Source organism: Dyella sp. (assembly GCF_035685885.1).
Classification (GTDB): domain Bacteria; phylum Pseudomonadota; class Gammaproteobacteria; order Xanthomonadales; family Rhodanobacteraceae; genus Dyella.
The window spans coordinates 18,977-44,394 of record NZ_DASRZX010000086.1 but is presented as its reverse complement, the minus strand read 5'-3'; the positions used below and the strand labels follow the sequence as shown (position 1 = coordinate 44,394).

The following is a 25,418-nucleotide window of genomic DNA, read 5'->3' as shown; positions in this document are numbered from 1 at the left end:
GCACGGCCTTCGGGTCGCGTCCTTCCAGCAGTGCATCAAGCAGCTCGACCGAGAACGGCCCAGGGATCTTCTTTGCCATACATCCTTCCTTGCCTAACGGGCAGTGTATGGCTCAACACACAAAAATCCTGACAGGCTCCGGTCTGGCCCGCAACGGCAGTTTCGGCCAAGAGCCTACCGGCGACTGTGGTGTCCGCGCCAGCGGGCGGGTGCACTCAATTGGTGAGATGGCCCAGGTAGAACGCTGGGCGTCGCATCATTGGGGCACGGTGCCCGCCTGGGAGCATCCGCAACGCCTAGGAGTGAAGGGCGCCCGTTAGCGCCCGTGCAGCGACACCACGCGGGCCGCTGGTATACCGATCAGTCCCGGCACGCTGCGCACATTGCGCGCTAGCAGGAAGCAAAGGGCCGCCGACACGTCGCCGCCCGCACCGAGCACGTCGGCCACGCTGTGCATGATCGCCGCCGCTTCGCTCAACTCTTCGACGCCTTCGGCCACATCGGCCACGGTGCGCGCGGCATGGGCCGCTAGCGTCGCCGGGGCAGCGGGCAGGCCGTCCGTGCTGGCGGTGTCGAGGGTTTCAGCAAGTGCGCGAACAAGTGCGAGGTGATCGGCGTGCATGGTATTTCCCTGGAAATGGTGCGGGGACTTTACCGAGCGTTACGAGGAAAATCCGGCCGCTGTCGTTCGCCCATATTCGGCTTTCGGTGTAGGGACGAAAGTAGGGAGGAAATTTCGGCAGGCAACAAAAAAGCCGCTGAATCAGCGGCTTAGATGTGTTCTTGGCGGAGAGGGTGGGATTCGAACCCACGGTACGCTTACACGTACGCCTGATTTCGAGTCAGGTACATTCGACCACTCTGCCACCTCTCCAAAGCGGTGCGTGTGGTCCACGCGAGCCGGCAATCTTACGCGGTAGATGGTCGGCTGGCAATGGGCTGCGGGCGATTTCTGCGCTCATTATATATAGGCTGCATGGCTTGAGACTGCTCAAGACCTAGTGGAGCGATATGCCCCAGCGGTCCCGGCGGGGCAGGTAGTGATTTCCAGGGTCGAGGGACAGGGCCACGCGGGTCGCGCGTCCCACGATCTCGTTTCGCGGAAAGAATCCGTAGTAACGCGAGTCCGCGCTGTTGTCACGGTTGTCGCCGAGCAGCAGATACTGACCTTCGGGCACCTTTACGGCAGCGAAGTCGTTGCTGGGTCCCTCGGCGGCAAGCGACCAGCGTACTTCGTGTTGCACGGGGCCGATCTGTTCGATGGCATAGGCGGCCGGGTCTTCCCGATCGTCGCGTACGCCACTCACGTCATCGGGCAGATAGGCGGCCTGCTTGCCATTGACGTACAGATGGTTGTGCAGGAGCGCGATCTCGTCGCCCGGCACACCAATCACGCGCTTGACCAGGCGTTCGCCCGCCTTGTTCGAATCCAGCACGACGATGTCGCCACGTTGCGGATCGGAGCGGTGCCAGAGCGATATATGGGTCAGCGGCAAGCGCAGGTCATAGGCGGCCTTGTCGACCATGATGCGGTCGCCGATGCGGATGGTCGGCTGCATGGAACCCGTGGGCACGACGTTCCAGTCGGCAACGGCGCTGCGGAACACCACCATGCACAGCATGAAGGTGATGAAGCCCTTGTTGCGGGAGATCAAGCCAAGGATGGCGTGCACGATAGTTCCCTCCATAAGGCCCCGATGCTTGTCGGACAGGGCGGGGAGGGGAAAGTTGCAGTCCAAAAAAAGGGGCGGTATTGCCACCGCCCCATGACTGTCGAACTTCTCAGGCCGCCTTGCGCTTGGCCAGGCGCAGCCAGGTATCGACCACGGTATCGGGGTTGAGCGACACCGACTCGATGCCCTGGTCCATGAGCCACTCGGCAAGGTCCGGATGATCGGATGGGCCCTGGCCGCAGATGCCCACGTACTTGCCCTTGTCGCGGGCCGTCTTGATGGCCATCGCCAGCAGCTTCTTCACCGCCGGGTCGCGTTCGTCGAACAAGTTGGCCACGATGCTGGAATCGCGGTCCAGGCCGAGCGTGAGCTGGGTGAGGTCGTTGGAACCGATCGAGAAGCCATCGAAGATATCCAGGAACTCATCGGCCAGCAGCGCGTTGGACGGCACTTCGCACATCATGATGACCTTGAGGTCGTGCTCGCCCTGCTTGAGGCCGTTCTTGTCCAGCACCTCGATGACCTTGCGGCCTTCGCCCAGGGTGCGCACGAACGGGATCATCACCCATACGTTATCCAGGCCCATCACTTCACGCACGCGCTTGACCGCCTTGCACTCCAGCGCAAACGACGCCGCGAAACCCGGATCGACGTAGCGACTCGCGCCACGGTAGCCGATCATCGGATTCTCTTCGTGCGGCTCATAGCGCGAGCCGCCGATCAGGCCGGCGTACTCGTTCGACTTGAAGTCGGAAAGGCGCACGATCACCGGCTTCGGATACACCGACGCGGCGATGGTGGCGATGCCTTCGGCAAGACGATCGACATAGAAAGACACCGGATCGGCATAGCCGGCCATGCGCTCGTCGATCTTCTTCTTGGTTTCCGCATCCTGCTTGGCGTATTCCAGCAGTGCTTTGGGATGCACGCCGATATGGCTGGCGATGATCATTTCCAGGCGGGCCAGGCCGATGCCCGCATTCGGCAGCATGCCGAAGTCGAAGGCGCGCTCGGGGTTGGCCACGTTCATCATGATCTTGAGCGGCGCTTCGGGCATGTCGCCGAGGTCGGCTGTCACGCGTTCGAACTTGAGCTGACCCTCGTAGATCATGCCGGTGTCGCCTTCGGCGCACGACACGGTGACGTCCGCACCATCCGGAATCAGGTCGAGCGCGTTGCCCGTGCCCACCACCGCTGGCACGCCCAATTCACGGGCGATGATCGCGGCATGGCAGGTGCGCCCACCGCGGTTGGTGACGATGGCGGCGGCGCGCTTCATCACCGGCTCCCAATCGGGATCGGTCATGTCGGCGATCAGCACGTCGCCTGCCTGCACTTTGTTCATGTCGGCCAGCGAGCGGATCACGCGCGCCTTGCCCGAGCCGATCTTCTGGCCGATGGCGCGGCCTTCGGCGAGCACCTTGCCCTTCTCGTTGAGGTGGAAACGCTCAAGCTGCGTGGCATGTGCTCGCGACTTCACCGTCTCCGGACGAGCCTGCACGATGTACAGCTTGCCGGTGTTGCCATCCTTTGCCCATTCGATGTCCATCGGACGGCCGTAGTGCTTTTCGATCACCAGGGCCTGCTTGGACAGTTCCTGCACGTCCTCGTCGGAAATGCAGAACTTGTTGCGCAGATCCACAGGCGTCTCTTCGATCCTCACGCGCTCGCCGGGCTTGTCGGAATACACCATGCGCTGCTGCTTGGCGCCAAGGCTGCGGCGCAGGACGGCGGGCTTGCCGGCGTTGAGCGTGGGCTTGAACACGTAGAACTCATCCGGATTGACAGCGCCTTGCACGACCATCTCGCCAAGGCCGTACGAGCCGGTGACGAACACGACGTCGCGGAAGCCCGATTCGGTGTCCAGCGTAAACAGCACGCCGGAAGCACCCACGTCCGAACGCACCATCAGCTGCACGCCGGCGGAGAGGAACACGTCCTCGTGCTTGAAGCCCTGGTGCACGCGATAGGCGATGGCACGGTCGTTGTACAGCGAGGCGAAGACCTCCTTGACCTTGTGCAGCACGTCCTCGATGCCAACCACGTTGAGGAAGGTTTCCTGCTGGCCCGCGAACGAGGCGTCCGGCAGATCTTCGGCGGTGGCGGAGGAGCGCACGGCCACGGCGATGTTGTCCGCGCCGGCGTCCTTGCACAGCTTGATATACGCGTCGCGGATGGCCTGGTCGAGTTCGGCCGGCAGCGGGGTCTCGGTGACCCACTCGCGGATTTCCTTGCCGGCAGCAATCAGCGCCTCGACGTCATCGACGTCCAGTGGCGCCAGGCGTGCCTGAATGCGCTTGGCCACGCCGCTCTTGTCGAGGTACTGCTGGAACGCATCGGCGGTGGTGGCAAAGCCACCGGGCACGGACACGCCGAGTTTGGCTAGATTGCCGATCATCTCGCCCAGCGACGCATTCTTGCCGCCAACCTTGCCCAGGTCAGTCATGCGCAGCGTGTCGAGCCAAAGCACCAGGTCGTTCAAGGGAGTCTCCTCGAGAGCTCGTAGGTTGAAACAGTCCTGGCCGATTTCTTCCAAAAACCGGCCACAAAGAACTGGTATTGTCCGCTGCGGATGGTGCGAAGCACAAGAAGACCATTCCGCGCAAAAGCGACGCCAGCTGCATACCAGTCAGCCGATAGTCAAGCAAAGACAGGCTTTTCGGGTTGCGCTAAGGTGAGGGCCAGGAACAGTCAGGGACTTCGGGTTACCCATGCAGCGAACCGTTTTCTTCATCTCCGATTCCACTGGTATTACCGCCGAAACGATCGGCAACAGCATCCTGGCCCAGTTCGAAGGGGTTCAGTTCGACAAGCATCGCCTGCCGTTCGTCGATGACGCGCATAAGGCCGAGGCTGCTGCGTTGCGCATCAAGACCCGATATGCCCAGACGGGCGAGCGTCCCATCGTGGTGAACACCATGGCATCGCGCGATCTGTGTGACATCGTGGCGGAAAGCGGTGCATTGATGCTGGACGTGTTCGCGCCCTTCATCGGGCCGCTGGAGGAGGAACTGGGCGCCAAGCGCTCCGGCGCGGTGAACCGATCGCATGGTCTGGTCGATTTCGACAAGTACGAGGCGCGCATCAACGCGACCAATTACGCGCTTTCCCATGACGACGGTATCGATGTGGACTACGCCCAGGCCGACCTGATCCTCGTGGGTGTCTCCCGTTCAGGGAAAACGCCCACCTGCCTGTACATGGCCTTGCATTACGGCGTCAGCGCCGCCAACTATCCGCTGACCGACGATGACCTGGACAAGCTGGAACTGCCGTCGCGGTTGCGTCCCTACAAGGACCGCCTGTTCGGCCTCACTATCGATCCGATGCGCCTGGCCCAGATCCGCGAGCAGCGGCGGGCAGGCAGCCGTTATGCCAAGCTGGAACAGTGCAAGTGGGAGCTGGCGCAAGCGGAAAAGCTGATGCGCCGGGAGAGCATTCCCAGCCTCAATACCACGCATGTCTCCATCGAGGAGATCGCGAGCAAGATCTTCGACCGCTTCGGCATCGAGCGGACCATGTTCTAGAGAGGAGTCGCATCCATCCATGAGTGTCGTACTGGACAGCCGCAACGCATTGCTACCGGGGCGCTTTGGCTTCCTGATGGGCTTGTATGCGGAGAACTATCACCGGCTGGTAAAGCTTTTCGCGCCAGAAGAGCTCCCGCCGGGGTTCTACGTTTCCAGCGTGGACGATGGATTGGACGTGCGGATGCAGGTGCAGGAACGCCATCCGTACACGCTCGAACTGGAGCTCACCTACAACTTCGTGGATGCCCATACCGGACATCCGTCGCCATCGGCCCAGTTGCGGATGTACACCGACGCGCATGTTGCCGAGGCGCTTCATTGTCATCCGGGCCGGCATCTATGGCAGGTGCTGGGGCCATTTCCTCCGGCGCACACCGTGCTGCAGCACCGCTTGCGCATGAACGGGTTTCTCTCGCGCTGGCTGGAGTACCTGGCGGAGCAGGGGCACTCGAAGGGAACGCTGGAGCGCCTGGAGGATCACCGCTCGCCGGACGAGGACGCTTTTTTGTAGGAGCGCACCCAGTGCGCGAAATGCCTATGAAGCGATAACGCCCGGCTCTGCGGTCGCGCACTCGGTGCGCTCCTACAGAAGGCGGCACTTTTCTCCAGACAACAAAAAACCCGCCAATGGCGGGCTCTTCGTAAAGTGGCGGAGCGGACGGGACTCGAACCCGCGACCTCCGGCGTGACAGGCCAGCATTCTAACCGACTGAACTACCGCTCCACATTTTTACAGCTTCCAGCACTGCACCAACTCGACTTCATCCATGACCACTCTCAACTGCTTCGCCGGAACCCGGTTTTAGCGTTAGAGTGGCGTCCCCACGGGGATTCGAACCCCGGTCGCCACCGTGAAAGGGTGATGTCCTAGGCCTCTAGACGATGGGGACGTATCTAATTTTGGTGGAGCCAGGCGGGATCGAACCGCCGACCTCCTGCATGCCATGCAGGCGCTCTCCCAGCTGAGCTATGGCCCCGTGTGCCTCTGGAAGCCCGAAAGAATAAATAGGGATTGCGATTTCGTCAAGCGTTGGTCGTGAATATTTTTCAAAAAATTTTCACGAATGAGCAACAACAGGCGGTTAGCGCTGACGATTGATGTCTCCTTCGGATATTTCATGTTCCATCGCCGATGCGCGCACGCGTCGGCTGCATCATTCGTTACGCGGGGCTGTGCATCTCATGCTCGGTTGTTAGTCTTGGGTGACATCCCTACGGATTTCATCGATGCACGATCTGCACTTCATCCAGGATCTCGCGACCGTCATGTTGATCGCGGGCCTGACGACGGTGATCTTCCAGCGGCTGCGCCAGCCAGTCGTTCTCGGATACATCATCGCCGGCGTGCTGGTTGGGCCCTATACGTTCCCCGTGGTCTTCATCCACGACGAGCAGACCATTCGCACCTTGTCCGAGCTGGGCATGATCTTGCTGCTATTCGCGCTCGGTCTGGAATTCAGTCTCAAGAAGCTGCGTGAAGTCGGCGGCGCGGCGCTGGTCGCCGCATTGTGCGAAATCGTGCTGATGCTGTGGGTGGGTTACGAGATCGGCCGCTTCTTTGGCTGGAGTTCGATGGACGCAATATTCCTCGGCGCGATGCTGTCGATGTCTTCCACCACCATCATCATGAAGGCGCTCGATGACCTGAACCTCAAGCGGGAACGCTTTGCGCAGTTGATGTTCGGCATCCTCATCATCGAGGACGTGCTTGCCATCGTGCTGATGGCGCTGCTGACGGGCATTGCCAGCACGGGTGGCCTCGAAGCTGCGGAGGCGATGAGCGCCATCGGTCGACTGACATTGTTCATGGCGGTGTCGCTGGTCGTGGGCTTGTTGCTGGTGCCACGCGTGGTGGACTACATCGCCAAGGTCAGTCGGGACGACGTGTTGCTGGTTGCCGTGCTGGGCCTGTGCTTTGGCTTCTGTCTGCTGGTGACGGAGATGGGATACAGCGTGGCGCTGGGTGCTTTCATGATTGGCGCCATCGTCGGCGAATCGCAAAGCGTCGAGCGCGTGGAGCGCATCGTCATGCCCGTGCGCGATGTGTTCAGTGCAATCTTTTTCGTCGCCATCGGCATGCTGATTGACCCGGCCATGCTCAAGCAGTACTGGCTACCCATCCTCGTGGTGACGGCGGTGGTGGTCCTGGGCAAAGTCATTACCTGCAGTTTCGGCACGTTCGTCGCCGGTAACGGCGGGCGCACATCGCTGCGCGTGGGCATGGGCCTGGCGCAGATTGGCGAGTTCTCGTTCGTGATCGCTTCGCTGGGTCTGAGCCTCAAGGTCACCAGCGGATTCCTGTATCCGGTGGCGGTGGCGGTGTCGGCGATCACGACGTTCCTGACGCCGTATCTCATTCGTGCCTCCGATCCGTTGGCGAACGTACTTGGCCGAAAGTTGCCCCAGGGTTTCACCAGCCTGATGAAGACTTATACGGAATGGATGGGCAACCTCCGCTTTGGCGAGCAGGGGGCCGTGGTAGCGAAGATGATCCGGCGGCTCGTGTGGCACGTCATCATCAACATGATGCTCGTGGTGGCCGCTTTTCTGGTGATGTCTTACCTCTATCGCCGCGGCTTTTTTCATTGGGACATCCTCACCGACAGTCCGCAGGTGAAACGCAGCCTGGCATGGTCTGCCGCCGCGCTGATCTCATTGCCGATGATCGTGGCGGCCTATCGGAAGGCCACGGCGCTGGGCATGCTGCTGGCGGAGCTGAGCATCCCCGAACGTGTCGGTGGCGCCTACAACATGCGCATCCGGGCCGTGATGGCGCGATTCATTCCGCTGGTGGTCATGTGGGTTCTCGGTCTGCTCGTCGCCGCACTGGCTTCCACCATTCTGCCTCCGCGTGAGGTGGCCCTGGTGCTGCTGCTGGTGCTGTTGTTGCTGGCGTGGTTGCTCTGGCGGGGCCTTGTGCAAGTGCATGCGCGGCTGCAGGCGGCGCTGCGCGACACGCTGGACAAACCCGGGCGCTCCGAGGACGGGCACGGATGAGGACGTTTTTGGCAGGTTAAGTGCATGGTGCTGCCGTGCACGAATCGTAAAAAACCGCGCCGCGGAGCCGATTCGTGAACTTTTGATCACGACTGGCGGTCGTAGCCCCCGCAGCGTTGCCAAGACTCGACAAGGACCGCACAATGCGGGCCTGCCTCCATCGGGGGGGCTTAGAGTCCGGTAGCGCCGGCACATCTCAAATACGAGGGAGTTCCACATGAAGCATTTTCTGCGTCCCACGCTGACGGCGGCCGCGCTGGCTGTTGCACTGGGCTCGACCGCTGGCGTGCACGCGCAGGCTGCGAAGACCGCCGCTGCCCCGGCCACGGCTGCTCCGGCTACGGTCGACAAGACCAAGGCCAGCTACGTGGTGGGCTGGGACCTGGCGAGCTCGCTGCCGCCGTTGGTCCGCAACGAAGTGGACCCGGCAACCGTTGCCCGCGCGCTGCAGTCCGCCCTGTCGGGCCAGAAGCCGACCATGAGCGAGGCGGAAGCCAAGCAGGTGCGTGACGCTTTCGTGGCCAACCTGCAGGCCAAGGCCAAGGCTGAGTACACCCAGGTCGCCGCCAAGAACAAGTCCGAAGGCGATGCCTTCCTCGCCAAGAACAAGACCGCTCCGGGCGTGAAGTCGACCGCTTCGGGCCTGCAGTACCAGGTGATCAGCCAGGGTACGGGCGCTCGCCCGGGTCCGAACGACACTGTGCAGGTGAACTACGTCGGCACCTTCGTCAATGGCGAAACGTTTGACGATTCGTCCAAGCACGAAGGCGGTGGCGCTGCTTCGATCCCGCTCGCCGGCGTGATCCCGGGCTTCCGCGAAGGCATGCAGCTGATGCAGGTCGGCGGCCACTACAAGTTCTTCATCCCGGCGAACATCGCCTACGGTGCGCAGCCGCAGAACGGCTTCCCGCCGAACTCGACGATCATCTTCGACGTCACCCTGGTCAAGACCGGCCCGACGCCGGCTGGTCAGGAAGGCGCCGGCGCGAAGTAAACGCCGACTTTCCCAGTAACAAGGAACGGGGCGCGAAGCAATTCGCGCCCCGTTTTGCTTTTTCCGGGCACCGCCAGGCGAACGTGCCGCTTGCCTCAGGCCGGCGTGCTGCAGCGCACGGGCCTGCTAGAATCCCGGTTCTTGCCTTGGGAGTTTTCGCGACAATGAAGGTCACCATCTTTGGCACCGGTTACGTGGGTCTGGTCACCGGCGCCTGCCTGGCGGAAATGGGCAACCATGTCGTCTGCGTCGACATCGATGCGGGCAAGGTCGAGCGCCTGAAGAACGGCGAGATTCCCATCTATGAGCCGGGCCTGGAACCGATCGTCAAGCGCAATCACGCCAGTGGGCAGCTTGATTTCACCACGGAACCCGCGCCGGCCATCGAGCATGGCCAGGTGCTGTTCATCGCCGTCGGCACGCCGCCGGACGAGGACGGCAGCGCTGACCTCAAGTACGTCCTGGGCGTGGCGCGCACCATCGGTCAACACCTCGATCGCTATACCGTCGTCGTCAACAAGTCCACGGTGCCAGTGGGAACGGCCGATCGCGTGCGTGCTGCCATCGCAGACGAATTGGCCAAGCGCGGTGCGTCGGTCGAGTTCGACGTGGTGTCCAACCCCGAGTTCCTCAAGGAAGGCGACGCGGTGGAAGACTGCCTGCGCCCGGACCGCATCATCATCGGCAGCTCTAGCGAGCGCGCCATCAGCGTGCTGCGCAAGCTGTATGCACCGTTCAATCGTAACCATGAGCGCACCGTTCTGATGGACGAGCGCTCCGCCGAGCTGACCAAGTACGCCGCCAACGCCATGCTGGCGACGAAGATCAGCTTCATGAACGAAATCGCCAACATCGCCGAGCGCGTCGGCGCCGACGTGGAGCTGGTGCGTCAGGGCATTGGCTCGGATCCGCGCATTGGCTACCACTTCATCTATCCGGGCGCTGGCTACGGCGGATCGTGCTTCCCCAAGGACGTGCAGGCGCTTGAGCGCACGGCGCGCGGCGTGGGCTACGACGCGCGCCTGTTGGGTGCGGTGGAAGCGGTGAACCACGACCAGAAGACCAAGCTGTTCGATCTGATTTCGCGTCATCTGGACGGCCAATTGGCCGGCAAGACCATTGCGCTGTGGGGCCTGGCGTTCAAGCCGAACACCGACGACATGCGCGAGGCATCCAGCCGTAACTTGATGGAGGCGCTGTGGGAAGCCGGCGCCAAGGTGCGCGCGTTCGATCCGGAGGCGCGCACGGAGACGCATCGCATCTACGGCGATCGCGACGATCTTGTCCTCTGTGACGGTGCCTACCAGGCGCTGGACGGCGCGGACGTGCTGGCCATCGTGACGGAGTGGAAGGCCTTCCGTAGTCCCGATTTCAACCGCATCCGCACTATGCTGGCCAATCCGGCCATCTTCGACGGTCGCAATTTGTATGACCCGGTCGCCGTGGAAGAAGCCGGGCTGGCGTACTACGGCATCGGGCGTGGTCGCAGCCTGAGGCGCTGAACATGGCGGACGATTCGCTGCAGCAACGCTTGACCGAGCTGGAAGTCCGGCTCACCTTTGTCGACGACACGGTGAACGCACTGGCCGGCGCCGATGCGGAGCTGTCGATGCGTCTTGCAGCGCTGGAAGACATCATCCGCGGATTGCGCAGCGAGCTCTCGTCGCTGCGTGCTTCGCAGGGAGCCGACCCGCATAGCGAACCACCGCCGCCGCACTATTGATCGCATCCTTTCGTATCAGCACGACGCAAGCGAGTTTTAATCATGGTCGATTCCCTGCGCGATCAGCTGCTCAAGAGCGGCATCGTCCAACAGGTCCGTGAAGAAAAGCGCCAGTCGGCGCCGCCGGGCGGCAAGCCGTTCCCGCAGCGCCATGGCGGCAAGCCGCCCCATGCAGGCAAGCCGGGGCAGCACAAGCCGCAGGGCAAGCCAGGCGGCAAGAGCCAGGAGGAAATCGACTTGGCGAAGGCTTACGCCGTGCGCGCGCAAACCGAAGCCAGGGAGCGCAAGCAGGCCGAGCAGGCGGCGGCGGAAGAGGCGCGGCTGCGACGCGAGCGCAAGCAGAAGATCCAGCAGTTGCTCAACGGCAAGACGCTCAACAAGGCGGACGTGGATCACGTGCGCCACTTCGAATACGGCGGCAAGATCCGCCGCGTGCATGTGGATGCCGACCAGTTGGCATCGCTCAACGCGGGCGAAATCGGCGTGGTGCAGCAGCAGGGACGCTATCTGCTGGTGACGCGTGACATGGTGGAACAGGTGCGCGCGATCGATGCGCAGCAAGTAGCGTTGCTGGTCGAACCAGGCAGCGAACCGGGCGTGGGCGAGGACGGCGTGCCGGACGACCTCATGTGGTAGGCACGGGCCTTACGCTTGCGTCCAAACGAAAACGCCCGGCAAGAGCCGGGCGTTTTGCTTTGCGGCGACGACCTTTGAGATCAGGCGTCAGCCTCTTCGGTCTGCATCGCTGACTCCGGCAGCTCGAAGCCGGTTACCGCCAGCGTGGGAAGATCCCAGCCCTGCTTGGGCGCAAAGCGTTCGCCGTAACGCTGCGCGAGCTTTTCCAGCTTGCCCTTGACCACGGTGGCACCTTCGCTGCGCGCGTACTGGATCGGGCCGCCGCGGAACGGCGCAAAGCCGGTACCGAAGATTACGCCGGCATCGAGCAGGTCGGCATCGTCGACGACGCCATCTGCAAGGCAGGCAACAGCCTCATTGACCATGGGGAGGATCATGCGGTCCTGCAGGTCAGCGGGAACCACGTAATCAGGATCCACTTCCGGCTTCTGCGGCTTGCCGTCCTGCCACACGTAGATGCCCTGGCCATCCTTCTTGCCACGCTTGCCGGCAGCGAGCTTGTCCTCCAGGCCGGGCGGCAGTTCCAGGCCAAGGAACGGCGCCAGCTCCTTGCCGACCGACGCACACACGTCCAGGCCCACCGTATCGGCAAGCTCGATCGGCCCCATAGGCATGCCGAACTTCTTCGCTTCCTTGTCGAGTACGGGGCCCGGTACGCCCTCGCTGTACAGGCGCATGGCTTCGAGCAGGTAGGGCATCAGGATGCGATTGACCAGGAAGCCGGGCGTGCCCTTGACGGCTACCGGCAACTTGCCGATGGCCTTGCAGAACGCGAGCGCGCGCTTCTCGGCATTTGCGTCGAGCTGATCGTGGCGCACGACTTCGACCAGTGGCATCTGCGCCACCGGGTTGAAGAAGTGCAGCCCCAGAAAGCGTTGCGGTGCCTTCAGGCCCACGCGCAGTTCGTCGAGCGGAATGCTGGAGGTGTTGGTGGCAAGCAGTTCGTCAGACTGGAACTGCGGTTCGAGGCTCGCGTACAGCGCTTTCTTCGCCTCGGCGTTCTCGTAGATCGCCTCGATGGCCAGGTCGGCGGTGGCCACGCCCTTGCCCTCGATATCGGCACGCAGGCGACGCACGGTGGCCTCGACCTTGTCCGATGATTTCAGCTTCTTCTCGTAAAGCTGGCGGGCACGATCCAGCGCGGGCTGGATGTACTTCATCTCGCGGTCCTGCAGCGTGACCTCGAAACCCTTGAACGCCGCCCACGCGGCGATGTCCCCGCCCATCACACCTGCGCCGACGACATGCACATGCTTGATGCCGTGCTCGATGCCACTGCCCTGGCTCTTCAGGCGCTCCTGCAGGAAGAAGATGCGGATCAGGTTCTGGGCCGTCGACGTTTCGGCCAGCCTGGCCACCGAACGCGCCTCTAGCTTGAGGCGCTGCTGGATGCTGGGGCCACCGCGCTTCCACACGTCGATGAGTGCGAACGGCGCCGGGTAATGTTCCTTGCGCACCTTGGCGGCGGTTTGCTTGAGCACCATCGGCGCGAGGATCTGGCGAGCCAGCCACGTGTTGGTGGCCCATGCCTTGGCGCGCTGGGCGAACGGGCGGGCATGCGGGCGGCGCAGGAGCGCGCGCGCTTCGGCCAGCAATTCGGCTGGCGGAGCAAGGCGGTCAACCACGCCAAGCGAAAGCGCGCGCTTGGCAGAAAGAGCCTTGCCCGTCAGCATGATGGGCAGCGCATCGGTGGCGCCGATCAGGCGGGGCAGGCGGGCGGAGCCGCCCCAGCCGGGATGGATGCCCAGCATGACTTCGGGCAGGCCAATGCGGGTCTTTTCATCATCCGCAGCGACGCGCTGGCGACAGGCCAGGATCAGCTCGGTGCCACCGCCCATGCAGGCGCCATGCACGGCGGCCACGGTCGGGCAGGGCAGTCGCGCGAGCGATTCGAAAACGCGCTGGCCATTCTCGATGTTCTCCAGCACGGTGCCGTGCTGGGCATAGGAAACGAATTCCTTGATGTCGGCGCCGACGGCGAAACCGAAGGGCTTGGCCGAGTGAATCAGGACACCGGCCGGCTTCTCGATTGCCAGGCGCTCGACGATCTGTCCGAGCTCGTCCAGCACTTCCCGCGAGAACGCGTTGACGTTGCTGCCGGCGCGGTCGAGCGCGAGGGTGACGATGCCGGTGTCATCCAGGCTCGTCTTCCAGTGATTGAAGCGCAATCCTTCGAACATGGGGATATGGGAGTAACCGGGAGGCCTTGCACCATACCTTCCCGTAGCGAGGAATGCGAGACGGCTTGGCCCTCCGTTCCGGGCGTTCGTGAGGAAGGCGTAAAAGGCCGTGCTGTGCGCCAATGCATGAAATGCGTCACGGAATCGGGCAAGGCTTCCCACCCACCTAGGCGAACACCCCGAGACCACGTAATTTACGTCGTAATGAGTACTGCCATCGCCCCACCCCCGAGCCACGCCGGCGCCGAGATTCTCGAGCGCATCCTGGCTGCACGCGGCAATCTGATCGCACTGGAAGGCGGGGAGGACGTTGGACTGGTCGGCCAGCTCAGGCCTCTGGTTCGGCGCAGCGGGCAAGCGGTTTACTTGTGGAACCCCGAGATCGGGCTGGGAAACCTGCGCGAGGAACATGTCGGGTTGCCGGGTTCCCAGCGCCTGAGCATTGCCCTGCGCTACATGCAGCAAAGCAATCATTTCGGCGTCTATCTGTTGCAACGGGTGCCGTTGCCGCTGGCGATGGGTGATGCCACCTTGTTGCGACAGCTCGCCCGTGCGACGACCGGGCATGTGCGGCGGATCGTGTTGCTCGATCCGCCGGAGTCGCTCATCGCAAGCTTCAACGACGTGCTCGAGCGTGTGAGCTGCCAGCCCAAACCGACACAACGTCCGCGCCTGCGCGACGGCCATTGGTTGCTCTGACGTGACCGGGCAGACAGGCATTCTGGTCGTGGCGGCCCAGCGCGAACCGCGCCGGGCGCTGTTCGACACCTTTGAGCGCGACGGCCACTACGTCGTGCATTCCGCGCGCGACGCCACCCACGCCGGCATCCTGCTGGAGGGGCGTGCGGCCCTGGCCCTGATCGTCATTGTCTTCGACGGCGACGGTCGCGAGGCGGCATCCGGTCTGGACGTGCTGCGCGCCCTGCCGGCGTGTGCCGGAGCACCGATGATTGCCGTGCTGGACGACGCGTCATCCCTCAAGCCGGCGGTGCTGCCGGCGGGCATGGCCGATTGGCTATACGCCTCGCAGATCGAGCACGAGTTGCTGGCGCGCTGGCAACGAGTGCAGAAGGCGGCTCGTCCTGCGGGCGTGGCGGCCGTGCAGCCGGCGGCTGGCGAGAGCGAGTACCGTTTCGCCTTCGAGGAAGCCGATAGCGAATGGCTTATCGTGGATCCGGCGCGCGGACGCATTCTTGATGTCAGTCCGGCCGTGGTACAGCACAGCGGGCTGGCTGACCATGAGTTGCGAGGTCGGCCGCTGCAGGACGTAATCTCCTTTGCCGATGTTCGCGCGGAACAGGTGCTCGCCGAAGGTTCGCGGCACTGGTACCCCTGTCGCCGCCGTTCGGTACGCGGTGCGGAAAGCGGCGAAGCAAGTGCCCGGGCGGTTCGCCACGCCGGTCGCGATGTCGCCGCCCTGATGTTCCGCAGCGACCGCGCGAGCGCACGCCCCGAGATGGCGCTAGCCCTGCTGGCACGCATGTTTGGCTCGGGCAGCGGCGACGAAGGCATCGCCGAAGCGGCCCGCCTCTTGTTCGAAGACATGGCACTGGATTACGTCGCAGTCTGGTCGGCCAGGCAGGACGATGGCGGCTCGCCCGTACAGTTGGTGCAGTACTGGCGGGGCGAGGAACAGTTGTGGCCTGGCCCGCACCTGCAGAGTTCGCTGCGCCTGGTGCTTTCCGGGCAGGCAATGATGCATCAGGCCGACGCCGCGCGCCTGGCTCCGATGGATCCCTTGCTGGAACAGCTGGGCCTGGTCGGTTTCGCCGGCTGGCCGCTGCAGGACGAGCGTCGAACGGTGCTTGGCGCGCTGCTGGTTGGCACGCGGCAACCGTTACCGTCTCTGGCCATCGTGCAGCCCGTGCTCCGCTGCGCGGCGTCACGCTTCGGCCATGCACTGGAACTGCGCCACACCCGCGAACAAGGTCGCGCGGAGGGCCTGCTGGATGCCTTGACCGGCCTGCCGAACCGGCTGCTGTTCAACGACCGCCTGGATACCGTTATCCGCGAGGCCAACCGCACTGGCGAATCGTTCGCCCTGCTGTTCGTGGACCTGGACCGCTTCAAGACCATCAACGACACGCTGGGTCACGCCGTGGGCGACCAGGTGCTGCTCACCACGACGCAGAGGTTGCGCGGTTCGGTGCGCGCGTCGGACACAGTCGCGCGTTACGCGGGCGATGAGTTCGTGGTTATCCTGCGCCATATCGTCAAGAACGAGGACGTGCTTCGCATCGCCGAGAAAATCGTGCAGGTGATGGGCGCCCCGTTGCGCATCGATGACGGTACGGAACTGCAGGTCACCGCCTCCATCGGCGTGAGCTTCTTTCCCGACGACTCGCCCGACGCCGAGACACTGCTCAAGCACGCCGATGAGGCGATGTACGCAGCCAAGAGCCTGGGTCGCAACAACTACCAGATCTTCGAAGGCAGCGCGGAACAATCGCAGCAGCAGAACCTCGCGTTGAAGTCGGGCTTGCGTCACGCGGAGCACAAGGGTGAGCTGCGCGTGTTCTACCAGCCGCAGGTGGACGCGGCCAATGAAGACATCGTTGGCATGGAAGCGCTGGTGCGTTGGGAGCACCCCGAGCTGGGCTTCATCGGTCCGGGTTTCTTCATTCCACTGGCGGAAGAAACCGGCCTCATCGTTTCCATCGGCGAATGGGTGTTGCGCACGGCATGCCGCCACGCGCAGGAATGGGAGCGCCGTTTCGGCCTGCGCCTGCGCTTGGGCGTTAACCTGTCGGCCGTGCAGCTGATGCAACCGAACCTGCTGGAGATCGTGGCCTCGGCGCTCGACGAGAGCGGGCTCGAAGCCGGCCTTCTGGAAATGGAAGTCACCGAAAGCATCAGCATCAAGGAAGCGCCGAATCTGGTGGAGAACCTGCAGGGCCTCCATCGGCTCGGTTGCCGGATCGCCATCGACGACTTCGGGACGGGCGCCGCCTCGCTCGACTACCTGCGCAAGTTGCCCGCCGACCGCATCAAGATCGACCAGAGCTTCGTGCGCAACATCGGGGTCGATCCGGATGACGAAGCGATCGTCCGCGCCACCATCGAGATGGCGCATCGCCTCAAGCGCGGCGTCGTGGCCGAAGGTGTCGAGACCGAGCAGCACATGCAATTCCTCCAGGCCAACCACTGCGACGAGTTGCAGGGCTTCCTGTTCTGCCGCCCGCTGCCCCAGCCGGCTTTTGAAAAGCTGCTGCTGGAGCGCCAGCGCCTGTTGTCAGGCATCAGCGGTTCAGCTGCCTGACTTGCGCCATCGGGCGCTATCCCCATATCCCTGTGAGAGCGGATCGCTGAGGGCCCGGCGGCGTCATCGGTGCGCTTCTTGCGCGCCCGTGCGTTTCCATCCAGGGACATCATGGGCGCCCTTGCCTGGCAGGGGTTGGTAAACATGTGCTGGCATGCTGAACTAGAACGCGAAGGGCTTGTCTGAGCAACTCGCTCCCGTTCCCTAGGCATACCCAGGCGCGTGGCAGTATCGACGAAGGAGAGGGCCCGGATGGGCGAAAACGAACTGGACAGTGCGCTGGTCGAGCGGGTCCAACAAGGGGATAAGCGGGCGTTTGACCTGCTGGTGCGCAAGTACCAGCACAAGGTCATCTCGCTCGTGTCGCGCTATGTGAAGACTCACGGTGAAAGCGAGGACATCGCGCAGGAGGCCTTCATCCGCGCCTGGCGCGCCATCGGGTCATTCCGGGGCGACAGTGCTTTCTATACTTGGCTGTACAAAATTGCGGTGAATACCGCCAAGAACCATCTGGTTGCCATGGGCCGCCGGCCTCCGGCCGACGATATCGCCATCGATGACGCTACTTTCGTGGCTGGCGCGGACCGCATGCACGAGAGCGCCACGCCCGAGCGTGAACTCATGCGGCAGGAAATTGAACAAACCGTGTTTTCCACTGTCCAATCGCTACCTGAAGAATTGCGCACTGCGATTACCCTTCGTGAAGTGGATGGCTTGAGCTACGAGGAAATCGCCGAGGCGATGGGTTGCCCGATAGGTACGGTACGTTCACGTATCTTTCGTGCACGCGAAGCTATCGATGAGAAACTGCGGCCGCTGCTGTCCGACCGCGAGGACAAGAAACCATGAGTGATACCCAACGCGAAAACCTCTCTGTCGGCATGGATGGCGAGTTGTCGAAAGAGGAACTGCGCTTCCTCCTGCGGCGGCTCGACCACGATGCCACGCTGCATGAGGCTTGGTCGCGCTATCACGTGGCGCGTGATGGCCTCCGTCGGCAACTGCCGTCGCTGGCCTCACCGGGTTTTGCTTCGCGCGTCATGCAGGCCATCGAGCAGGAAGGTGTGGTGGTGCAGGGCAAGCAGCGTCGTCACTGGCTGCATTGGTCGGCCGGCGGCGCCATCGCCGCGAGCGTGGCGGTCGCTGCCTTGATGGTGGCGCAGCCCGCGGGCCAGCCGGAGCACGTCGCCCCCCAGGTCGCCGCGACGGCCTCGAAGACATTCGACAGCGATAGCGGCATGCAGGCCGTGGCGTCGGGTGCGCCGGCCATGGCTCCGCCGGGCCTCAATGTTTATTCCGAAGTGCCCTATCAACTGAGCCAGCAGGCATCTGCCACGCTGGGTGGCAGCGACAATACGTTGTTGTATTCGCGCAACAACCTGTCGCCGTACCGCGTGGGCCGTGTGCCTGCCAACAGTGGCGACGGCAGCTACCTGTTGCTGATCCATCCCGACCAGGCGCAGCCACCTTCTGCGCAGGCGACTGCCAACCCGCAATGAAGCATGACCGTGTGTCCACCGCCACGGTCCCGTCCTTTCCCCAGTCACTTGTCCACGCCAACCTGCCTTGCGGGTTGGATGGGCGCGTGTGCCATAACACGGAGGATTAGATGAACCGATTGACCCTGCGCACGTTGTCGTGCGGTGTCCTTGTGAGCCTGGCGCTGGCTGGTGGCGTGCAGGCACAGAGCGCCGCGCCTGCCATGTCCGGGCTCCCCGACTTCACCGGCATCGTGCAGAAGAACGCACCGGCGGTGGTGCACGTCGAAGCCAAGTACAGCGGCAAGAAGCAGTCCAGGGGACGCTCCAATGGCCCATCCAACCCGTCCAACCCGGGCATGCCGGACGACGATGACGACCCGCAGATGGAGATGTTCCGGCGCTTCTTCGGCATGCCGATGATGCCGTCGCCGGAAGACCAGCAGCGCACGTCGCTGGGCTCGGGCTTCGTCATTTCGCAGGATGGCTACATCCTCACCAATACCCATGTGGTCGATGGCGCCGATACGGTGACCGTGCGTTTGCAGGACCGCCGCACACTGACGGCCAAGGTGGTTGGCAGTGATCCGCAGTACGACATCGCCTTGCTCAAGGTCGACGCAAAAGGCAGCCTGCCGGCCGTGAGCATTGGCGATTCGCGTGCGCTCAAGCCCGGGCAGTGGGTGCTGGCGATCGGCTCGCCGTTCGGTTTCGATTACACCGTGACCCAGGGCATCGTCAGCGCCGTGGGCCGCAACCTGGGCAGCCAGGACCAGCCCTATACGTCGTTCATCCAGACCGACGTGCCGATCAACCGCGGCAATTCGGGCGGCCCGCTGTTCGACCTGCAGGGTCGTGTAGTGGGCGTCAATTCGCAGATCTATTCGAACACCGGTGGCTACCAGGGCGTCGCGTTCTCCATCCCGATCGACGTGGCCATGAACGTGGTCAAACAGATCAAGGAGAAGGGCTACGTGTCACGCGGCCAGCTCGGTGTGATGGTGCAACCGGTGAGCGACGACATGGTCAAGGCGCTCAAGCTGGAGGGCGCGTCGGGTGCTGCTGTCACCCAGGTGTCACCCGGCAGCGCGGCGGAAAAAGCCGGGCTTCATCCGGGCGACGTGATCGTTGCCTACAACGGACAGAGCATCAATTCGAGCGTTGATCTGCCGCCGCTGGTCGGCCAGACGCCGCCGGGCGCGAAGTCCAGCGTCACCATCCTTCGTGATGGCAAGAAGCAGGAGCTTGGCATCGTCGTCGGTGAAATGCCGCGCGACAAGAATGCCGTGATGGCCTCGGCTGAAGGAGGCAAGCCTGCGGCGCAGGCGGGCGCCAATGCGCTGGGCCTTGCCGTGCAGGACCTGGATGGCGACACGCGCCAGCAGCTGGGTCTCAAGGCGGGTGAGGGCGTGGCCATCAGCAATGTGACGGGCTCGGTGGCAGCGCGTGCCGGCCTGCAGCCCGGCGATGTGATCCTCATGGTGAACCAGAAGAGGGTAGGCAGTGCGGCGGCATTCCGCGATGCCGCCAAGGACGCCAAGCCTGGCGATACGGTGCTCCTGCTGGTCCGCCATGGGGACCAGAGCGGCTTCGTTGGGTTGACCGTCCCGGGCGGGAAAGACGATTGAAACGCGCCTGTTGCGGCCGATGGCAGGGCCGCAACGGGTTCGGGAGGGCTTCGACGCGGCCGGTGTGACGAGAGCTTGGGCCATCGTCATGCCGGTGCCGCGCCGGGGCCGGTCGTTTCCGGTGCTTGCCGAGCGAGCGATTCAGGCGATATGCCCGGCCGGGACGGGTTCCATGCGATAATGCCGGGTTCGTATCACCATCCCGGTGATGCGCTGCCCGCGCGCCGCGCAAGGCAGTGAACGCAGCCAGCGTGTTCCATGGAACTGATCCGAAACTTCTCCATCATCGCCCACATCGATCACGGCAAATCGACCCTGGCCGATCGCATCATCCAGATCTGCGGTGGCTTGACCGAGCGCGAGATGGAGGCGCAGGTGCTCGACAACAATCCGATCGAGCGCGAGCGCGGCATCACCATCAAAGCCCAGTCCGTGTCGCTGCCGTACAAGGCGCGCGACGGCAAGACCTATCAGCTGAATTTCATCGACACGCCTGGTCACGTCGACTTCTCCTATGAAGTCAGCCGCTCGCTGGCCGCGTGTGAAGGCGCGCTGCTGGTGGTGGACGCGGCGCAGGGTGTGGAAGCGCAGTCGGTCGCCAACTGCTACACGGCCGTGGAAATGGGCCTGGAAGTGGTGCCGGTGCTCAACAAGATCGACCTACCCACCGCCGATCCGGAAAAGGTGAAGGGCGAGATCGAGGCGGTCATTGGCATCGATGCCGACGACGCCGTGGCGGTCAGCGCCAAGACCGGCCAGAACGTGATCGAAGTGCTGGAAGCCATCGTCGCGCGCATTCCGCCGCCGAAGGTGGGCGACACCGATCGCCTGCAGGCGCTGATCATCGATTCGTGGTTCGACAATTATCTCGGCGTGGTGTCGCTGGTGCGCGTCGTGCAAGGCGAGATCAAGCCGGGCGACAAGCTGCTGGTGATGTCCACCGGTCGCGCGCACGAAGTGAGCGAAGTGGGCGTATTCACGCCCAAGCGCAAGAAGCTTGCGAAGCTCTCGCCGGGCGAGGTGGGCTGGATCACTGCGTCGATCAAGGACGTGCACGGCGCACCGGTGGGTGACACCTTGACCTCGGCTGGCAAGCCGGCCGACAAGCCGCTGTCGGGCTTCCAGACGATGCAGCCGCGCGTGTTCGCCGGCTTGTTCCCGGTCTCCGCCGACGATTATCCGGCCCTGCGCGAAGCGCTCGACAAGCTGCGCCTCAATGATGCCGCGCTGTTCTTCGAACCGGAGAGTTCCGAGGCGATGGGCTTCGGTTTCCGCTGCGGCTTCCTCGGCATGCTGCACATGGAGATCGTGCAGGAGCGCCTGGAGCGCGAGTACGACCTCGACCTCATCACCACGGCTCCGACGGTGGTCTATGAGGTGCTCAGGACCGACGGCTCCATCCTGATGCTCGACAATCCGGCCAAGCTGCCCGCACCGCATCTGATGCAGGAGATCCGCGAGCCGATCATTGTCGCCAACATCCTCACGCCGCCGGATTACATCGGCAACATCATCACGCTGTGCGAAGAGAAGCGCGGCGTGCAGCGTTCCATCCAGTACCTCGCCACGCAGGTGCAGATCACCTATGAAATGCCGCTGGCCGAAGTGGTGCTGGATTTCTTCGATCGCCTGAAGTCGGTGTCGCGCGGCTATGCCTCGATGGACTACCACTTCGAACGCTTCGAGGCCGGTCCGTTCGTGCGCGTGGACGTGTTGATCAATGGTGATCGCGTGGATGCGCTGAGCCTGATCGTGCACCGCGTCCATGCCGAACGTCGAGGCCGCGACCTCGTCGAGCGCATGAAGGATTTGATCCCGCGCCAGCAGTTCGACGTGGCGATCCAGGCCGCGATCGGTGCGCAGATCGTCGCCCGTTCCACGGTGAAAGCGCTGAGAAAGAACGTGCTGGCCAAGTGTTATGGTGGTGACGTCAGCCGCAAGAAGAAGCTTCTCGAGAAGCAGAAAGAAGGCAAGAAGCGCATGAAGCAGGTCGGCCACGTGGAGATTCCACAGGAAGCCTTCCTTGCCGTATTGAAGGTGGATAAATAAAACTGCGGATCCGGCGCCGACGCGCCGGCCAACCTTTGGAGTAGGGCATGGATTTCGACTTTTCGGCGATTCTGCTTGGCCTGACCGTGCTGTTCGGCGTGGTGTGGGGCCTGGATCGCCTGTTCTTCTATGGCTCGCGCAAGGCGAAGGCCGAGGCCGCTGGGGCCGAGATCCGCGAACCGATTGTCGTCGACTGGTCGCGCTCGCTGTTTCCTGTCGTGCTCGTGGTGTTGCTGCTGCGCTCGTTCGTGGCCGAGCCGTTTCGCATTCCTTCCGGTTCGATGATGCCGACGCTCGACGTGGGCGACTTCATCCTCGTCAACAAGTTTGCCTATGGGCTGCGCATGCCGGCCTTCAACAATAAATTCGTAAGCCTGGGCGAGCCCAAGCGTGGTGACGTGGTGGTATTCCGGTTCCCGGGTTACCTGTGCGAGGACGGCGGCAAGCTGGTGCGCAGTGGCGACCAGAGCTGCGCCGACCCGCATGCGCCGGTGCCGAACCAGAACTGGATCAAGCGCATCATCGGCATGCCGGGCGATCGCGTGGAAATGCGCGGCGACCAGCTCATCGTCAATGGCGAAGCGGTGGCGGCCGACCTGATCGGGCCCTACGAGGGCGACCCCAGGCGGCCGGAATCGCGCCTGATGCTGGAAATGGGCGCCACCCTCTGGAACGAACACCTGCCCAACGGACAGGGCGGCGTGGTCAATCATCTGACCGCCCGCATGCCCAATTACACCGTCCCGCCGCCGCTGCCCAACGCCCACGTGCCGCTGGTGGTGCCGCAGGGTTGCTACCTCGCCATGGGTGACAACCGTTACAACAGCACCGACAGCCGCTGGTGGGGTTGCATGCCCGAGCAGAACCTGGCCGGCAAGGCCTTCCTGATCTGGCTGAGCTGGACCGGGTCGGGCGTTGCCTTCCACCGAATCGGCACAGTCATACACTAAAAGTAGGAAAAGCGTGACACGCGTTGACCGGAACACGGTGACGGCGAACGCATCTTGCGGTGACAATGGCGCCCGAGGTTGCCCTTCGCGGGAATCACGCGGAAGGGCGGCCCATCAGTCAGATTTCGCCGCAGGTCGGCATAGCGAGGGGACTATGAAATCGAAGCAGTCGGGCATCACCCTGATCGGGTTCTTGTTCGTGTTGGCCATCGCGGCCTTTTTTGGCTTCATGGCCATGAAGCTGGTGCCGTCGTACGCCGAATTCATGGGCGTCAACAAGGCCATGAACCAGGTGGCGAGCAGTGGCGTGGAGGGCAAGACCCTCGATGACCTGCGACGCGACCTGATGTTCAAGATGGGCTTCCAGTATGTGGACGATTCCACCATCAAGCCCAAGGACATCGTCATCAAGCGCAGCGGCAATGCCGCCCAGCTGAGCGTCAGCTACGACAAGCGCATTCCGTTCATGTACAACATCGACTTCCTGCTGCACTTCGAAAAGAGCGTGGCACTGCAGGGCAATGTCGGTGGCTAAGCGCAGGCCCAGGATTTGACCCGATTCGCCCACCATTTTCGTGATCCCGCGCTGTTCGAGTTGGCGCTGACCCATCGCAGCGCGGGTAAACCGAACAATGAGCGATTGGAGTTCCTGGGTGATGCCTTGCTCGGCGTCGTAGTGGCCGAGCTGTTGTACGAAGCCCATCCCCATGCGAGCGAAGGCGAGCTTTCCCGCCTTCGCTCGCAACTGGTCAACGGCCAGGCACTGGCCGTCATCGCGCGCGACCTGGAGTTGGGCGACCAGCTCAAGCTCGGGTCCGGCGAACTCAAGAGTGGTGGCTACCGACGCGAGTCCATTCTTGCGGACGCCTTCGAGGCGCTGATCGCCGCGGTTTACCTCGATGCGGGTTTCAGTGTGTGCCGCAACGTGGTTCGGGCGCTGTTCGAGCCGCTGGTGGCCGCGATCCCCCGTTCGTCCAAGGATGCCAAGACGCGCCTGCAGGAGCTGCTGCAATCCCGCGGCTGGCCGCTGCCCCAGTACGAGCTGACCGATAGCCACGGCGAAGATCATGCCAAGACGTTCGACGTGACCTGCGAGATCGCCGAACCGGCCCCGATACGCGCCGAAGGCAACGGCAGCAGCCGCCGGGCTGCCGAGCAGGAAGCCGCCGAAATCGTCTTGCGCCACCTGCAGGATCTGCAGAAAGCCCCTTGAGGCAGCCGTTTCAGGCTGACCCGGCGATGGCGTTATCCCCACGCATCGCCAGCGACTACACTTTCCCATGTTCCCCGGCCCATCCTGTCCGCGAGTGCGGCGCCGTTTCGGGGAAAACCGACACAGGTTTCGACCATGAACGACAATGACGATCTCGATCTCGGCGCCCCGGCCGAGCTGCCCCATGACGATTTCCGCTGTGGCACCGTAGCCCTGGCCGGACGCCCCAATGTGGGCAAGTCGACCCTGCTCAACGCGCTGATCGGCTTTCGCCTGTCGATCGTCAGCCCGCGTCCGCAGACCACGCGCCACCGCATTCTCGGCATCGCCACCAGCGAGGCGGGGCAGATCATGTACGTGGACACCCCAGGCCTGCATCGTGGCGCCAAACGGGCGATGAACCGCAGCCTCAACCGCGCGGCGCGCTCGGCGATCAGCGAAGTCGATGTGGTGGTGCAGGTGATTGAGGCCGGGCGCTGGACGGACGAGGACGAGGCGCTCTACGAGGCCCTGGTCGAGCAGAAACTGCCGCGCTTGCTGGTGATCAACAAGGTCGACCTGGCCAAGGAAAAATCGACCATGCTGCCCTTCGTGGCAGAGCTGATGGCACGCCACAGCTTTGACGACGTCCATTACGTCAGCGCCTTGAAGCAGAAGGGACTCAAGGAACTGGAGCAGGGCATTCTTAAGCACCTGCCGGTGCAGCCGCCGGTGTACGGCGAGGACGAGATCACGGACCGCAGCGAACGCTTCCTGGCGGCTGAAATGGTCCGCGAGCAGCTGATGCTGCGGCTGGATCAGGAGCTTCCCTACGCCACCACGGTGGAGATCGAGCAGTTCACCGATCGCCCCGACGGCATCGCCGAAATCCACGCCGTGATCTGGGTGGAGCGCGACGGCCAGAAGGCCATCGTCATCGGCAACGGTGGTGCCCAGCTTAAGGCGATCGGCAGCGCCGCCCGACGTCACATGGAGCGCACGTTCGAGCGAAAGGTCTTCCTGCGCCTGTGGGTGAAGGTGCGCGAGGGCTGGGTGGATGACGAGACCATGCTCAAGAAGCTCGGCTATACGGACTGAGTCCGGCATGCGGCGACGACTGGCATTCTTT

Annotated in this window: 21 protein-coding genes and 4 tRNA genes; 17 read left to right on the top strand and 8 right to left on the bottom strand. The window is 63.4% G+C overall.

Annotated features, from left to right (window positions below):
• Window positions 1–316: 316 nt before the first annotated feature.
• The 4 genes from VFG49_RS10660 to ppsA form a co-directional block, all read right to left on the bottom strand.
• A complete protein-coding gene (locus VFG49_RS10660; RefSeq protein WP_324860247.1) occupies window positions 317–622 on the bottom strand; it encodes a hypothetical protein in 306 nt (101 codons plus the stop codon).
• A gap of 162 nt (window positions 623–784) precedes the next feature.
• Window positions 785–874: transfer RNA gene (locus VFG49_RS10655), tRNA-Ser, on the bottom strand.
• Between the two features lie 124 nt (window positions 875–998).
• A complete protein-coding gene (gene lepB, locus VFG49_RS10650) occupies window positions 999–1,673 on the bottom strand; it encodes a signal peptidase I (protein ID WP_324860245.1) in 675 nt (224 codons plus the stop codon).
• Window positions 1,674–1,782: 109 nt separating this feature from the next.
• A complete protein-coding gene (ppsA, locus tag VFG49_RS10645; RefSeq protein ID WP_324860243.1) occupies window positions 1,783–4,155 on the bottom strand; it encodes a phosphoenolpyruvate synthase in 2,373 nt (790 codons plus the stop codon).
• A gap of 229 nt (window positions 4,156–4,384) precedes the next feature.
• Between ppsA and ppsR the strand changes: the two genes are divergently transcribed.
• The gene (gene ppsR / locus VFG49_RS10640; protein WP_324860241.1) at window positions 4,385–5,200 is read left to right on the top strand and encodes a posphoenolpyruvate synthetase regulatory kinase/phosphorylase PpsR; all 816 of its coding nucleotides are present in this window, start codon (window positions 4,385–4,387) and stop codon (window positions 5,198–5,200) included.
• A 19-nt stretch (window positions 5,201–5,219) separates the two neighbouring features.
• Window positions 5,220–5,714: a DUF1249 domain-containing protein gene (locus VFG49_RS10635; RefSeq protein ID WP_324860239.1), complete on the top strand. Its 495-nt coding sequence runs from the start codon at window positions 5,220–5,222 to the stop codon at window positions 5,712–5,714.
• A gap of 136 nt (window positions 5,715–5,850) precedes the next feature.
• Here the strand turns inward: VFG49_RS10635 and VFG49_RS10630 are convergent.
• From VFG49_RS10630 to VFG49_RS10620, 3 genes are all read right to left on the bottom strand, one after another.
• Window positions 5,851–5,927, bottom strand: a tRNA-Asp gene (locus VFG49_RS10630).
• A 90-nt stretch (window positions 5,928–6,017) separates the two neighbouring features.
• Window positions 6,018–6,093, bottom strand: a tRNA-Glu gene (locus tag VFG49_RS10625).
• A gap of 11 nt (window positions 6,094–6,104) precedes the next feature.
• Window positions 6,105–6,180: transfer RNA gene (locus VFG49_RS10620), tRNA-Ala, on the bottom strand.
• Window positions 6,181–6,430: 250 nt separating this feature from the next.
• Between VFG49_RS10620 and VFG49_RS10615 the strand changes: the two genes are divergently transcribed.
• The 5 genes from VFG49_RS10615 to VFG49_RS10595 all read left to right on the top strand — a co-directional run bounded on the left by VFG49_RS10615 (window position 6,431) and on the right by VFG49_RS10595 (window position 11,553).
• Window positions 6,431–8,200 (top strand): cation:proton antiporter, encoded by a 1,770-nt coding sequence (locus tag VFG49_RS10615; protein ID WP_324860237.1) that lies wholly within the window; start codon window positions 6,431–6,433, stop codon window positions 8,198–8,200.
• A 217-nt stretch (window positions 8,201–8,417) separates the two neighbouring features.
• A complete protein-coding gene (locus tag VFG49_RS10610) occupies window positions 8,418–9,194 on the top strand; it encodes an FKBP-type peptidyl-prolyl cis-trans isomerase (RefSeq protein WP_324860235.1) in 777 nt (258 codons plus the stop codon).
• 164 nt (window positions 9,195–9,358) lie between these two features.
• Window positions 9,359–10,696, top strand: coding sequence for a UDP-glucose/GDP-mannose dehydrogenase family protein (locus VFG49_RS10605; RefSeq protein ID WP_324860233.1), 1,338 nt, complete (start codon window positions 9,359–9,361; stop codon window positions 10,694–10,696).
• A 2-nt stretch (window positions 10,697–10,698) separates the two neighbouring features.
• Window positions 10,699–10,917 carry a SlyX family protein gene (locus VFG49_RS10600; protein ID WP_324860231.1) on the top strand — a complete coding sequence of 73 codons (219 nt, stop codon included), beginning with the start codon at window positions 10,699–10,701 and terminating at the stop codon, window positions 10,915–10,917.
• Window positions 10,918–10,959: 42 nt separating this feature from the next.
• Window positions 10,960–11,553, top strand: coding sequence for a DUF2058 domain-containing protein (locus VFG49_RS10595; RefSeq protein WP_324860229.1), 594 nt, complete (start codon window positions 10,960–10,962; stop codon window positions 11,551–11,553).
• A gap of 80 nt (window positions 11,554–11,633) precedes the next feature.
• On the opposite strand, the gene VFG49_RS10590 is transcribed toward VFG49_RS10595, so the two are convergent.
• Window positions 11,634–13,733, bottom strand: coding sequence for a 3-hydroxyacyl-CoA dehydrogenase NAD-binding domain-containing protein (locus VFG49_RS10590; protein WP_324860227.1), 2,100 nt, complete (start codon window positions 13,731–13,733; stop codon window positions 11,634–11,636).
• 204 nt (window positions 13,734–13,937) lie between these two features.
• On the opposite strand from VFG49_RS10590, the gene VFG49_RS10585 reads away from it, so the two are divergent.
• The 10 genes from VFG49_RS10585 (at window position 13,938) to era (ending at window position 25,387) form a co-directional block, all read left to right on the top strand.
• Complete coding sequence (locus VFG49_RS10585) at window positions 13,938–14,432, top strand: hypothetical protein (RefSeq protein WP_324860225.1); 495 nt, start codon at window positions 13,938–13,940, stop codon at window positions 14,430–14,432.
• A gap of 1 nt (window position 14,433) precedes the next feature.
• Complete coding sequence (locus VFG49_RS10580) at window positions 14,434–16,992, top strand: putative bifunctional diguanylate cyclase/phosphodiesterase (protein WP_324860223.1); 2,559 nt, start codon at window positions 14,434–14,436, stop codon at window positions 16,990–16,992.
• 252 nt (window positions 16,993–17,244) lie between these two features.
• Window positions 17,245–17,841, top strand: a complete 597-nt coding sequence (gene rpoE, locus VFG49_RS10575; protein ID WP_324860221.1) for an RNA polymerase sigma factor RpoE — start codon at window positions 17,245–17,247, stop codon at window positions 17,839–17,841.
• Window positions 17,838–18,491, top strand: coding sequence for a sigma-E factor negative regulatory protein (locus VFG49_RS10570; protein WP_324860219.1), 654 nt, complete (start codon window positions 17,838–17,840; stop codon window positions 18,489–18,491). Before rpoE ends, VFG49_RS10570 begins: the two co-directional genes overlap by 4 nt.
• A gap of 110 nt (window positions 18,492–18,601) precedes the next feature.
• Window positions 18,602–20,098 (top strand): DegQ family serine endoprotease, encoded by a 1,497-nt coding sequence (locus VFG49_RS10565; protein WP_324860217.1) that lies wholly within the window; start codon window positions 18,602–18,604, stop codon window positions 20,096–20,098.
• Between the two features lie 258 nt (window positions 20,099–20,356).
• Window positions 20,357–22,147 carry a translation elongation factor 4 gene (gene lepA / locus VFG49_RS10560; RefSeq protein ID WP_324860215.1) on the top strand — a complete coding sequence of 597 codons (1,791 nt, stop codon included), beginning with the start codon at window positions 20,357–20,359 and terminating at the stop codon, window positions 22,145–22,147.
• A 47-nt stretch (window positions 22,148–22,194) separates the two neighbouring features.
• A complete protein-coding gene (gene lepB / locus VFG49_RS10555) occupies window positions 22,195–23,097 on the top strand; it encodes a signal peptidase I (protein ID WP_324860213.1) in 903 nt (300 codons plus the stop codon).
• A gap of 154 nt (window positions 23,098–23,251) precedes the next feature.
• A complete protein-coding gene (locus tag VFG49_RS10550; protein WP_324860211.1) occupies window positions 23,252–23,632 on the top strand; it encodes a DUF4845 domain-containing protein in 381 nt (126 codons plus the stop codon).
• Window positions 23,633–23,647: 15 nt separating this feature from the next.
• Window positions 23,648–24,310, top strand: a complete 663-nt coding sequence (gene rnc, locus VFG49_RS10545) for a ribonuclease III (RefSeq protein ID WP_324860209.1) — start codon at window positions 23,648–23,650, stop codon at window positions 24,308–24,310.
• Window positions 24,311–24,445: 135 nt separating this feature from the next.
• Entirely contained in the window at window positions 24,446–25,387 is a 942-nt protein-coding gene (gene era / locus VFG49_RS10540) for a GTPase Era (protein WP_324860207.1), read from the top strand.
• The last annotated feature ends 31 nt before the right edge of the window (window positions 25,388–25,418 follow it).